The sequence below is a fragment of the Leeuwenhoekiella blandensis MED217 genome, from assembly GCF_000152985.1.
Lineage (GTDB): Bacteria > Bacteroidota > Bacteroidia > Flavobacteriales > Flavobacteriaceae > Leeuwenhoekiella > Leeuwenhoekiella blandensis.
The window spans coordinates 398,496-410,461 of the sequence record NZ_CH672395.1 but is presented as its reverse complement, the minus strand read 5'-3'; the positions used below and the strand labels follow the sequence as shown (position 1 = coordinate 410,461).

General features: G+C 39.0%; 10 protein-coding genes and 2 tRNA genes. 8 read left to right on the top strand and 4 right to left on the bottom strand.

The window, feature by feature from the left end:
- Positions 1-9: 9 nt before the first annotated feature.
- Positions 10-729 (bottom strand): queuosine precursor transporter, encoded by a 720-nt coding sequence (locus MED217_RS01740; RefSeq protein ID WP_009778749.1) that lies wholly within the window; start codon positions 727-729, stop codon positions 10-12.
- Between the two features lie 110 nt (positions 730-839).
- On the opposite strand from MED217_RS01740, the gene folK reads away from it, so the two are divergent.
- Positions 840-1,973 carry a 2-amino-4-hydroxy-6-hydroxymethyldihydropteridine diphosphokinase gene (gene folK / locus MED217_RS01735; protein ID WP_040532509.1) on the top strand — a complete coding sequence of 378 codons (1,134 nt, stop codon included), beginning with the start codon at positions 840-842 and terminating at the stop codon, positions 1,971-1,973.
- Here folK and MED217_RS19300 read toward each other — a convergent pair.
- Complete coding sequence (locus tag MED217_RS19300; RefSeq protein ID WP_262494745.1) at positions 1,966-2,100, bottom strand: hypothetical protein; 135 nt, start codon at positions 2,098-2,100, stop codon at positions 1,966-1,968. The genes folK and MED217_RS19300 overlap by 8 nt on opposite strands.
- A 128-nt stretch (positions 2,101-2,228) precedes the next feature.
- Positions 2,229-2,768 carry a TrmH family RNA methyltransferase gene (locus MED217_RS01725; RefSeq protein WP_009778746.1) on the bottom strand — a complete coding sequence of 180 codons (540 nt, stop codon included), beginning with the start codon at positions 2,766-2,768 and terminating at the stop codon, positions 2,229-2,231.
- Positions 2,769-3,004: 236 nt separating this feature from the next.
- Between MED217_RS01725 and mutS the strand changes: the two genes are divergently transcribed.
- The 4 genes from mutS (at position 3,005) to MED217_RS01705 (ending at position 6,811) form a co-directional block, all read left to right on the top strand.
- Positions 3,005-5,632, top strand: a complete 2,628-nt coding sequence (mutS, locus tag MED217_RS01720) for a DNA mismatch repair protein MutS (RefSeq protein ID WP_009778745.1) — start codon at positions 3,005-3,007, stop codon at positions 5,630-5,632.
- A gap of 91 nt (positions 5,633-5,723) precedes the next feature.
- Positions 5,724-5,795: transfer RNA gene (locus MED217_RS01715), tRNA-Gly, on the top strand.
- Between the two features lie 47 nt (positions 5,796-5,842).
- Positions 5,843-5,926: transfer RNA gene (locus MED217_RS01710), tRNA-Leu, on the top strand.
- A gap of 288 nt (positions 5,927-6,214) precedes the next feature.
- The gene (locus MED217_RS01705; RefSeq protein ID WP_009778744.1) at positions 6,215-6,811 is read left to right on the top strand and encodes a hypothetical protein; all 597 of its coding nucleotides are present in this window, start codon (positions 6,215-6,217) and stop codon (positions 6,809-6,811) included.
- A gap of 37 nt (positions 6,812-6,848) precedes the next feature.
- On the opposite strand, the gene MED217_RS01700 is transcribed toward MED217_RS01705, so the two are convergent.
- Positions 6,849-8,086 (bottom strand): IS3 family transposase gene (locus tag MED217_RS01700; protein WP_230199225.1). Its coding sequence is split into 2 segments (ribosomal slippage): positions 6,849-7,744 and positions 7,744-8,086, totalling 1,239 coding nucleotides; the frame shifts between segments, so codons are not numbered across the junction.
- A gap of 121 nt (positions 8,087-8,207) precedes the next feature.
- Between MED217_RS01700 and MED217_RS01690 the strand changes: the two genes are divergently transcribed.
- The 3 genes from MED217_RS01690 to MED217_RS01680 all read left to right on the top strand — a co-directional run bounded on the left by MED217_RS01690 (position 8,208) and on the right by MED217_RS01680 (position 11,926).
- Entirely contained in the window at positions 8,208-10,643 is a 2,436-nt protein-coding gene (locus MED217_RS01690; RefSeq protein WP_009778741.1) for a zinc-dependent metalloprotease, read from the top strand.
- Positions 10,644-10,847: 204 nt separating this feature from the next.
- Positions 10,848-11,294, top strand: coding sequence for a ferritin-like domain-containing protein (locus MED217_RS01685; RefSeq protein ID WP_009778740.1), 447 nt, complete (start codon positions 10,848-10,850; stop codon positions 11,292-11,294).
- 185 nt (positions 11,295-11,479) lie between these two features.
- Positions 11,480-11,926, top strand: coding sequence for a ferritin-like domain-containing protein (locus MED217_RS01680; RefSeq protein ID WP_009778739.1), 447 nt, complete (start codon positions 11,480-11,482; stop codon positions 11,924-11,926).
- The last annotated feature ends 40 nt before the right edge of the window (positions 11,927-11,966 follow it).

Here is an 11,966-nt window from a genome sequence, read left to right as displayed (position 1 = left end):
CTTTCTTTTTTAAATTTTTTCTTCTTTCTGAAAGGCATTCAATCCTGGACCTAATTCTTCTCCGGGAGCCAGCTTAAAGCGTTTTCTAAAAAGAAAAACACCTAAATACAAAAAGGGTGTATCGCAAAATGCGACCAGCACTTTAAACAAAAATCCGCTCAAAAGCAGCGTACCAAACAAATCCCATTCGATCTTATTGAATGTGCATAACAATAGCAAAACGGTTGCCGTATCTACAAACTGACTAAAAAACGTAGAGAAATTGTTTCGTATCCAGAGGTGTTTCCCTTTAGTAAGACGTTTCCAGAAATGAAAGAGTTGAATGTCTATGTATTGCGCAAACAAATAGGCCATCATCGATGCCATTACCGCCACTACAGTTGCTCCAAAAACCTTTTCAAAAAGCGCGTCGTCTACGGGTGACCATTCGGTTGCAGGAACAAGCGCCGACGTGTACACAATAAGTAACGAAAATACTGAGGCAAATATCCCGGCAGTAACCACCTGATTGGCTTTTTTCTTTCCATAGATTTCACTGATCAAGTCGGTGATTAAGAACGTGATGGGATACGGCAATATCCCCACAGAAATTTCAAAGGTGTAAATTCCAAAAAAATCCCAGTAAAAAAACTTCTGAAAGATCAAATTAGAAACAACAAGAGAGCATATAAATAATGCTCCCAAAATAAAATAGATGCGATAGGCTGCCAGCGCATCTCTCTGGCTCATTGTGGCTTGCGACAAACTGTAGTTGTTATTAGGGTTCTTTTACTCAAAATTAGCAGAATACACGGGGCTTTTACTTAAATTGCTCTTAAAATATTTAACACCAATCTCGTATTAAACCGCTACAAAACATATACTTATCTCTTGGAAGCAATCAAGGAGATTCTTTTGAAAACCTTCAGGAAGCCGTTAATCGCATTTTTGAAAAAGTAGGCGCAATAAAACAGATCTCACCGGTTTACAAAACGAAAGCCTGGGGATTTGAAGGTGCCGATTTTCTAAACTGCGCAGTAAGTATTACTTCAAGATTTGATGCTGAAGAAGTACTGAAGCTTCTTTTAAAAATCGAACAAGACTTAGGGAGAATTCGTCAAAATCGCTCAGGCTATTCAGACCGCCCGATTGACATCGATATTTTATTTTATGGCGAAACGCAAATCACTTCTGAAAAACTAACGGTGCCGCACCCGCAATTGCACAAACGCAATTTTGTTTTGTTTCCGCTTTGCGATATTGCACCTCAACTGAAGCATCCCAGGTTTAATAAAGATCTTGAAGAATTAAAGCAAGAAACACCAGATACCGAAATTCCTGAGAAACACTCCCGATGGTTGAAAAACCCCCAACAGGAATTTGCCTTAAATACGAACAACTACATCGCAATTGAAGGAAATATTGGAGCCGGAAAAACCACATTAGCTTCAATGATCGCTGAAGATTTTAACGCAAAACTCATCTTAGAGCGTTTTAAAGACAATCCTTTTCTACCCAAGTTTTATGAAGATAAATCCCGGTATGCCTTCCCATTAGAAATGTCTTTTTTAGCCGACAGATATCAGCAACTTTTAGACGACATTGGGCAATATGACCTTTTTAAAGACTTTATGATCGCTGATTATGACAGTCAAAAATCTCTGATTTTTGCAAAAGTCACCTTGAGCGAAGAAGAGTATAGTCTTTATCAAAAACTACACCGTATTATGTATCGGGAGATCGCACGACCCGATCTTTATATTTATCTCTATCAGAACACCGATCGTTTGCTGGATAACATCAAGAAACGTGGTCGCTCTTATGAACAAGATATTTCTGAAGATTATCTTGTAGAGATCAATCAGGGTTATTTAAATATGATCAAAAATAAAAGGGGAAGTAATGTCAAAGTGATTGACATTTCAGAATTAGATTTTGTAAAAAACCGGAAGGATTATATTCAGCTTTTAAACGAAATTAGCGCGATTAGCTAAAATAGATCACGCTCAAAACGGCGATCATAATAGCAACGCCGATTAATACACCGAGGGTGACTCCAAATTTGCGACCATCTTTTATTCCTCGTAGGTAAGAGGCATAATCAAAATGATTTGTTTTCATAATAAGTTGGGATTGTTTCATTTCTAAAACGTAAAGATTCTGGAAATAATTGTACCTCAATGTCAATTTAGAAAACATTAGCAAAGGTTTATGATTTTAAATAATATTAAAGCCCCTAAATGTTAAAACTAACGCTTACTTATTATTTTTGAATATAAATCCCAAAGTACAATCCCCACACTTACCGATATGTTAAACGAGTGCTTTGTACCTACTTGCGGGATCTCGAGCACGATATCTGAAGCATCAACAACCTTTTGTTTTACACCTTTTACTTCATTACCAAAAATAATAGCATACGATGTTTCAGCGTTTACCTCAAAGTCGTTTAACATCACTGCCTTTTCTGCCTGTTCTACTGAAGCAATTGTAAATCCTTCTTTTTTCAACGCATCTACGGCGTCTAACGTATTTTCAAAATACTTCCAGTTTACAGATTCGGTGGCGCCTAAAGCGGTTTTTGCAATATCCTTATGCGGCGGCTGTGCACAAATTCCGCAGAGATAAATCGCTTCGATCAAAAATGCATCTGCTGTTCTAAAAACCGAACCTATATTATTAAGACTTCTGACATTATCTAAAACCACAACGATCGGAGTTTTTGCCGCAGTTTTAAATTCGTCTACTGATTTTCGGTCAAGTTCGCTGTTTTTTAACTTTCTGTTCATAGCGCAAAAGTAAACATAAAGCTTATGCACACCATAGTTTTAAAACAGCTTCAAGCCATTTTAATTGTTGAAAAAAATGGATAACTGCCAGGACTTAATGCAAAGCAAACCCAAGGTATTTTCTAAATTTATCCCCGAGCATTCTGAATAGTTTGTAAGGACAAGTTCAGTTAATAATCCAGATCCCAAAAAGGCACAAAATTGCCTTTCAAAATACAGAAATAGAGCCCACATTTATGGCAAAAACAACCAAAAAGAAAAGCGTAACACCACTGATGAAGCAGTATAACAGCATCAAAGCCAAATATCCTGATGCGTTATTGCTGTTTAGAGTTGGTGATTTTTATGAGACTTTTGGTGAAGATGCCGTAAAAGCTGCAGGTATTTTGGGCATTATTCTTACCAACAGGAATAACGGTAGTGAACGCACGGAACTTGCAGGGTTTCCACACCACTCCTTAAATACGTATTTACCCAAATTGGTAAAAGCCGGATGTCGGGTGGCGATTTGCGATCAACTTGAAGATCCTAAACAAACAAAGAGCATCGTAAAGCGTGGCGTCACCGAACTTGTGACGCCGGGAGTTTCCCTCAATGACGAAGTTTTACATTCTAAAAGCAATAATTTCCTGGGTGCTATTCACTACGGAAAACGCTTACTTGGCCTTTCTTTTTTAGATGTTTCTACTGGCGAATTTTTAACGACGCAAGGAGATGTAGCGTATATAGATAAGTTGCTTCAGAACTTTAACCCTAGCGAACTTCTCGTAAGCAAAAGTCAGAAGACTGCCTTTAAAGAAGATTTTGGCACAGACTTTCATCTGTTTTTTCAGGAGGATTGGGTGTTTAAACCCGACTATGCGCACGAAAGCCTTAACAAACATTTTGATACCAAATCACTCAAAGGTTTTGGCATTGAACATCTTGAAGAAGGAATCATTGCTGCGGGTGCCGCATTGCACTATTTAAGTGAAACACAACACAACAAGCTTCAGCATATTTCAAGCATAGGTCGTATTGCAGAGGATGCTTATGTTTGGCTAGATCGCTTTACCATTCGCAATCTGGAGTTGTATCAGGGCACTTCGGCAAAGGCTATTACGCTGCTAGATGTTATAGACAAAACGATCTCTCCAATGGGTGGTCGCCTTTTAAAACGTTGGTTGGCTCTTCCGCTAAAAACTTTAGAAACGATTAAAGAGCGTCATGCGATTGTAGAATTTATCATCAATCATACTGACTTTCATGAAAAAATAGCCACTCACATTAAAAAAATTGGAGATGTAGAACGTCTGATCTCTAAAGTAGCAACAGGCAAAGTTTCTCCTAGAGAAATTATCTTACTTAAGAATTCGCTCGAAGCGATGATCCCCGTTAAAAGTCTTGCTGAAAATGCCGATAATAAAGCCTTGCAAATCCTTGGGGAAAAAATCAACAATCTGGAGCATCTTAGAACCAAGATCAAGGAAACTATAAATGAAGACGCGCCGGTTAATGTTTTAAAAGGAAACAGTATTGCTTCCGGTTTTAATCAAGAGCTTGACGAACTAAGAAACTTAGCGACTTCAGGTAAAGATTACCTTGACAAAATGCTTGAGCGTGAGACCGAACAAACCGGAATCACTTCCTTAAAAATCGCTTCAAACAATGTATTTGGCTATTATATTGAAGTGCGCAATACGCATAAAGATAAGGTTCCTGAAAGCTGGATAAGAAAACAAACCCTGGTCAACGCCGAGCGTTATATCACTGACGAACTCAAAGAATATGAGGCAAAAATATTAGGAGCAGAAGAGCGTATTTTAACCATAGAACAACAATTATTTGCAGAACTGGTCACTTGGATCACGCAATTTATAGAGCCCGTTCAAACCAATGCTTACATTATCGCACAACTTGATTGCCTGCGTTCTTATGCTACGCTCGCTCAAGAAAACAACTATTGCCGCCCTGAACTAGACGACTCTTTTGAACTTGAAATTACCGAAGGCCGTCATCCTGTAATAGAAAAACAATTACCTATAAGCGAGCCCTACATTGCAAACGACACCTATCTTGACCGAGACAGCCAGCAAATGATCATGATCACCGGTCCAAACATGTCGGGTAAATCGGCTATTTTGAGGCAAACCGCGCTTATCGTGCTTCTGGCTCAAATGGGAAGTTTTGTTCCGGCACAAGCTGCACGCATAGGTATTGTTGATCGCATTTTTACACGCGTTGGCGCAAGTGACAACATCTCGATGGGTGAATCAACTTTTATGGTTGAGATGAACGAAACTGCGAGCATTTTGAACAATATTTCAGAACGAAGCCTGGTGCTTCTGGATGAAATAGGCCGTGGAACAAGCACCTATGATGGTATTTCTATCGCTTGGGCCATAAGTGAATATCTACACGAACACCCCGCGAGACCCAAAACATTGTTTGCCACGCATTATCATGAACTCAACGATATGGGGGAAACATTCTCGCGTATTAAAAACTACAATGTTTCGGTAAAAGAACTCAAAGACAACGTTTTATTCTTAAGAAAACTCATTCCCGGAGGAAGCGCCCATAGCTTTGGAATTCACGTTGCAAAAATGGCCGGGATGCCGCAACAAGTACTGCACCGCGCCAATAAAATGCTTGCACAGTTAGAAAAATCAAACCGAAAAGAAGAACAAAAAGCAGCCCTTAATCAGGCCGAAGATGATGAAATGCAACTGAGTTTCTTCAATCTTGACGACCCGCTTTTGGAAGAAATCAAAGAGGAAATCATTCATACTGATATAGATACACTTACTCCCGTTGAAGCTCTAATGAAGCTCAACGAGATCAAACGTATGCTGGTACGCAACACGAAAAACAAGGTGAATTAAGGCTTTTTATTTTTTTAAAGAAAATGCTTTGCAGATTAAAGAAATCTTGTAAATTTGCATCCGCATTAGACAATAGGGTCTGTTGCAAAAGGCGAAAGTAGCTCAGGGGTAGAGCATCACCTTGCCAAGGTGAGGGTCGCGGGTTCAAATCCCGTCTTTCGCTCAAAGTAATACTCCATTTAACAATGGGGTTTTTTATTGACAACCCAAGCTCGGGTGGTGGAATTGGTAGACACGTTGGACTTAAAATCCAATGAACATTAGTTCGTACGGGTTCAAGTCCCGTCCCGAGTACAAAAGCCTCTAGACTTCTAGAGGCTTTTTTTTATCTCTAAATGCAAGGTATATTTTTATTAAAAATACAGTATGTTAAATAATATTCAACCGCTTGCTTTCCTCTTTATGTTAACTATCTTTGCATGCATTTTTAATCTCATCCTTGACACGATTTAGCTCACCTCCCTACACTTAGAGTTGAATCGACCCAATTTAGGCATAGCCTTTGATAATACGTAATCGATTACGGTTAATCACTGTCATTGATAAATTAAAATTTTAATAATTGCCCCTATTTACTAGAGAATGATTTTTTCAAAATTTTTTAATAAATCGAATAAACTCGATAAGGAACTTGAACGCAATTTACTTTTCGCCCCCAACTACCTTATAAGAGAGCAAAAAGTAAATGATAATACACAATATATTTTTGGAGGTCACTCCGTAGTTACCATAGAACAAACGAAAGGAAAAAATATTGGTCTTTATTTCAATCGTTCTCGAACCTCAAAATCAAATAAGCTTAATGTTGACCCCAAAGATGAGTTACATTTAGGCTTTCAAACTATTAGAGATCAAAACTACCTTATCCTCGGTACGCGTAAACACCTATCAAAAGTAAAACCTGGCGACACGCTAAGTATTCATTTTAAAGATGATTCAGAAATTAGTTTAACCCTTGAAGCTTCAGCAGAACAAGCAACTTCAAATAAAGGTTATGCTTGTAATGTACGCGCATTAATAGACAAAAAGCAATTGCAATTCTTTCAAAAGAAATCTATTCGCGACTATAAAATCAAAACCGCTAAAGAACATTTTGAAGGTTCATTTGATAAAGAATTCAGCAGGAAATTTAGAGAAGTTGCCCAAACATATGTCTTCTGCTTAGAAAATTATTATTAATGAGTCGTCCTAAAATAGGTTGACAGTTTTTAAAAGTTTAAATCAATCCGGTGAAGCTAGCTTCACCGGATTTTTTGTTGTGTATAAAATTAGGTGTTTTGTAGTTAAGGCTTAGATGTGGTCTTTCATTGTTATATGTTTTTATTGACTGCTGAATCAACAGTCTGAGTTCTTTACCTGTATTGCATTTGTTTATGAAGAACTCTTCCTTCAATATCCCGTTAATTCGTTCTGCTAACGCATTTTGATAGCAGTCATACCCATCTGTCATTGATGGTAATGCATTTGATCGCTTCAATTGAGTTTGATATAACGAGAAGCAATATTGCAAGCCTCTGTCAGAATGGTGTATTACCTCGCTTGATGTGGTTCTACTTTTATTAGCCATTTTCATTGCTTTAACTACATTTTCTGCACTCATATCATCACTTAGGTGGTAGCCCATTATTTTTCTGCTAAAAGCGTCTGTCACCAAGGAAAGATAGTGAGTTCTTTCTCTACTCTTGATGTAAGTAATATCGCTTACAAAGTATTGCTCTGGTCTTACGGGCGTAACATCTTTCATCAGGTTGGGGTGTTTTTTTAGCCAATGCCTAGAATCTGTTGTTCTTGTGTAATTCTTTTTTTGTTTTATAAGCATTGATTCTGACCTGAGATAGTCAAATAGGGCATCTCTGCCTATTTTAACTCCCATCTTTTGAAACTCAACCTTGAGTAAATAATACAGTTTACGAGTGCCTAGCCTTGGCATTTGCCGGCGGACCCTTAAAATCAGCGGTTTGATTAAAGCAAGTTCATCAGCTCTTATCTGTTCTCGCTTTTCTGATTGATAGACAGCCTGTCTGCTTATCCCAAACAATCTGCAACAACGTGACAGGCTTAGTCGGTGTTCTTGCCGGATTCGTTGGATTGATTGGGCAAATGCTTTTTTCGAATAGAAGTTCCGTATTGCTGATCTGAGATGTCGATCATCGTGTTGAGAATCTTATTTTTAAGCTTCTCATCTGATAGCTCTTTTTCAAGCCTCTTGATCTTTTGAGCAGGTGTTTCTTTCATTGTGTTACAGGTAAGTCTTGTCTTTGGTTTACTCCAGTCTAAGTTACCGTGTTTGCGTAACCAAACCAAAACAGTACTCCTTCCTTGAATACCATATGCTTTTTGGGCTTGCTTATAAGTCATTTCGCCCTTTTCTACCTGAGATACAACCGCCAATTTAAAGCCTAAATTGTAATCACGCTGAGTGCGTTTCTTCTCAGCTCCTTCTGAGTCTTTCATAAATAAGTCGAATTTGTGTCAACTTATTTCAGGACGGGACATAAATTCAACTACTAAAGGCCTTTTAATAAAGGCCTTTTTTCAATAATAATGGGTAAATTCAGCATCTAAATTTTTAATGATGCTAAAACGATTTTCTCTTGTGCTTGCTGCCGGACTCACACTTTACGGCTGTAAAACACAAAAAACTGCTGCAACTACCTCCACAGCAGATTCTTCAACAAAACAAAAGTCCAAATTCAAACCTTACAACAAGGTAATTACTGCCGAAGCAAAATCAGATGCCGGTCTTTTTACCACCCACAAGGTTGACGACAAACTGTATTTTACCATCCCAGACAGCTTGATGGGTAAAGATATGCTGCTGGTGAGTCGTATCGCAAAAGTACCTTCAGGCTATGGTGGAGGCTACGTTAATGCCGGCTCCAAAGTAAATGAGCAAGTCATTAGATGGTCAAAACGCGGCAATTATGTAGACGCGCGTGTGATCAGTTTTGAGAACCAAAGTGATGAAGACAGCCCGATCAGCAAATCGGTTGAGGCCAATAATTTCTTTCCTATTCTTTTTAGTGCAGAGGTTGAGACCAAAACACCCGATTCTACAGGTGTAGTGATTGATGTGACCAAATTATTCACACAAGATATCGCGGCAATCAATGCGGTTTCACCAAGATCAAGAAAACAGTATAAAATACGTAGACTTGACAACAATCGTAGCTATATCGAATCGGCACACGCCTATCCTCAAAATGTTGAGATCAAACACGTAATGACTTACGAAGCCGAAGAACCGCCACAACGCGATCAGGCAAGTACGCTTACTTTTTTAATGAATCAGTCGATGATTCTTCTTCCCGAAGATAAGATGCAACCACGTCTTGCTGATGAGCGTGTAGGTTGGTTCACGCTTAGAAAATACGATTACGATTCTGATGCGCTTAAATCTGATGATTATCGCATTTTAAGAAGATGGAGACTGGTCCCTAAAGATATCGAAGCTTACAAACGTGGCGAGCTCGTAGAACCGGTAAAACCTATCGTGTACTATCTAGATCCTGCGACTCCTATGAAATGGAGACCTTATTTTAAACAAGGAATCGAAGATTGGAATGCCGCCTTTGAAAAAGCAGGTTTCAAAAATGCCATAATCGCAAAAGACCCGCCTTCTCCGGAAGAAGATCCAGAATTTAGCCCTGAAGATGTGCGCTATTCTGTAATTCGCTATGTGGCGAGTACCACCCGAAATGCTGTTGGACCTTCAGTATCTGACCCACGTACCGGTGAGATTTTAGAATCTGATGTGATCTGGTATCACAATCACCTACGCTCTTATCGCAACCGCTTTATGATCGAAGCAGGTGCTCAGAATCCGGCTGCAAGAACTTTAGAAACTCCTGAAGCTGAAATTGGCGAAATGATGCGCATGGTAATCGCACACGAAGTAGGTCACGCGATCGGTCTTCCTCACAATATGAAAGCTAGTTCTGCTTACCCAACAGACTCTTTACGTGTCGCTTCGTTTACACAGAAATATGGCTTAACGCCTTCGATTATGGATTATGCCCGTGTAAATTATGTAGCGCAACCCGAAGACGAAGGTGTTCGCTATATCAGAATGATGGGGCCTTACGATTATTATGCTGTGAACTGGGGATATCGCTATCTTCCGGAAGCAGACAGTCCTGAAGCTGAAAAACCTACCTTAGACCAATGGATTCTTGAAAAAGCAGGAAATCCTTGGTATGAGTTTGGCAGTTCAAGAGGTGTTGATCCACATTCACAAACCGAAAGTTTAGGAGACGATAACATCAAAGCCAGTTTATACGGATTGGCAAATATGAAAAAGGTCGTTCCTAACTTAATTGACTGGACGACTAAAGACGGTTACGGCTACGACGATCTTGACGAAGTTTATGGCGAATTAACCCGACTGTGGAGAGGTTATGTTTATCACGTGATCACTAATGTTGGTGGAATTTATGAAACCCGCAAAACAGCAGATCAGGAGGGTGTGGTGTATGAGCCGGTTCCTGAAAGCATTCAAGAGGAAGCGGTGGCATTCTTAAATGAGCATGCCTTCACCACTCCAGAATGGCTTCTTGATGAGGAAATTTTAAACCGAATAGAATCAGACGGTGCTATTGAACGCATTCAGAATTTACAAACACGTGCTTTAGGAAGTCTGCTTAGCGTAGATCGCATCAACCGTATGGTGAGCACCGTAGAACAAGAAGGAAATTCAGCCTACACGCCTCTTGAGCTGATGACCGATCTACGCAAAGGAATTTTCAGCGAATTGTATGCTGCTCAAAAAACCGATGCTTACCGTCGTAATTTACAGCGTGCATTTGTAGATATCGCTTCAGAATATATCAAAAAGGAAAAAGCTGCAGAAGACGAAGTGTTGAAGTCAGACGTAAGCGCGTTGATGCGCGGTGTGCTTACGCAATTACGTCGCGACTTGAATAGAAGAAAAAATTATTCTGGCGACACGATTACAAAATATCATTTTGAAGATTTAATCGCACGCATTGATACCGCTTTTGACCGAAATTAAATTTAAACACCCAACCCTATTTTCAACGCCCGGCTGCTCCCAGTCGGGCGTTATTTTTTTAACAGAATTCTTCTTAAACCCGCTGTTAATTTGCCTTAAATCAGGTTAAACCCTGTTAATTGCAAGAATATAAGCGTGCTCCTGAATACTTTAGTAGTGGATTTCAGCATAAGTTGAAGTCTAAACCAAAAAAAAAATTAAGCTATGAGTTATTCTGATAAAATGGGCGAAAAGCTCAACGAACTACTAGAGAAAAATTATGATGCCGAAGCAGGTTATAAAAACGCTGCTGAGAAAGTAGAAAATTCAGCATTAAAAAATTATCTGCTAAGTCGTGCGCAAGACCGTTATGATTTTGGTCACGAATTAAAAGCAGAACTAAAAACTTTTGGACAAGAGCCTGAAAAAGGAACAAGCCTCGCCGGTGATGCACATCGCTTATGGATGGATTTAAAAACAGCTTTAACTTCAGATAAAGATGAAGCTGTACTAGAAGAAGCTATTCGCGGCGAGCGCGCTGCAGTAGATGAATATGATGAGATTTTGAAAGAAGAGAGCCTTCCTTCATCTACAAAATCGATCATTACCGCACAGCGCAATTCGGTGAAAAATGCTTTAAACGAGGCGAAAGCGCTTGAAGTACTTGCATAAAAACAGAAACTGAACCTGAAGATTTTCAGGTTCAGTTTTAAATTGTGTTAAACTAACCAACCTAACGTTAAACAATCTTAATGTATTTGTTTTCAGAGTATTGAATCGCTATATTAAGAATGGATGTTAACGAAACACATCCCACCAACCAAAAATTTGTTTCGCTAATTTAAAGAAGATAGAAGATGAAGTTTACTGAGAAAATTTCGAACAATTTAAACGAACTATTAACCAAAAATTACGATGCCGAAGCCGGTTATAAATTGGCTGAAGAAAACGTAAAGGACAATACGCTAAAAGAATATTTTGGGCGTAAAGCAAAAGAACGTTACGACTTTGGGCATCAAATCAAAAATGAAATAAAAGTGTACAGCGAAAGTCCTGATAAAGGAACCAGTGTAGCCGGAGATGCGCACCGTTTATGGATGAATGTAAAATCGACCATATCTAAGAATAGTGAAGAAGCGATTTTAGAAGAAACCATCCGTGGAGAAAAAAATGCGATCGAAGAGTACAATGCTATTCTCGAAAATCCAAATCTCCCACCAACAACGGAAGCCATTTTAAACACACAACTAGACCTAATCAAAGGCACATTAGAAGAAGTAAAAGCCTTTGAAGTTATGGCATAAACACATTTATTTGAATTAGCCAACCGAAAGTAAATGTTGA

What these genes read in the sequence shown, in the direction of transcription:
- MED217_RS01705 (WP_009778744.1), top strand. Translation starts at nt 6,215, where the DNA reads ATGATTTTTTCAAAATTTTTTAATAAATCGAATAAACTCGATAAGGAA.
- MED217_RS01725 (WP_009778746.1), bottom strand. Translation starts at nt 2,768, where the DNA reads ATGAACAGAAAGTTAAAAAACAGCGAACTTGACCGAAAATCAGTAGAC.
- MED217_RS19300 (WP_262494745.1), bottom strand. Translation starts at nt 2,100, where the DNA reads ATGAAAACAAATCATTTTGATTATGCCTCTTACCTACGAGGAATAAAA.
- MED217_RS01685 (WP_009778740.1), top strand. Translation starts at nt 10,848, where the DNA reads ATGAGTTATTCTGATAAAATGGGCGAAAAGCTCAACGAACTACTAGAG.
- MED217_RS01690 (WP_009778741.1), top strand. Translation starts at nt 8,208, where the DNA reads ATGCTAAAACGATTTTCTCTTGTGCTTGCTGCCGGACTCACACTTTAC.
- MED217_RS01680 (WP_009778739.1), top strand. Translation starts at nt 11,480, where the DNA reads ATGAAGTTTACTGAGAAAATTTCGAACAATTTAAACGAACTATTAACC.
- MED217_RS01740 (WP_009778749.1), bottom strand. Translation starts at nt 729, where the DNA reads ATGAGCCAGAGAGATGCGCTGGCAGCCTATCGCATCTATTTTATTTTG.
- mutS (WP_009778745.1), top strand. Translation starts at nt 3,005, where the DNA reads ATGGCAAAAACAACCAAAAAGAAAAGCGTAACACCACTGATGAAGCAG.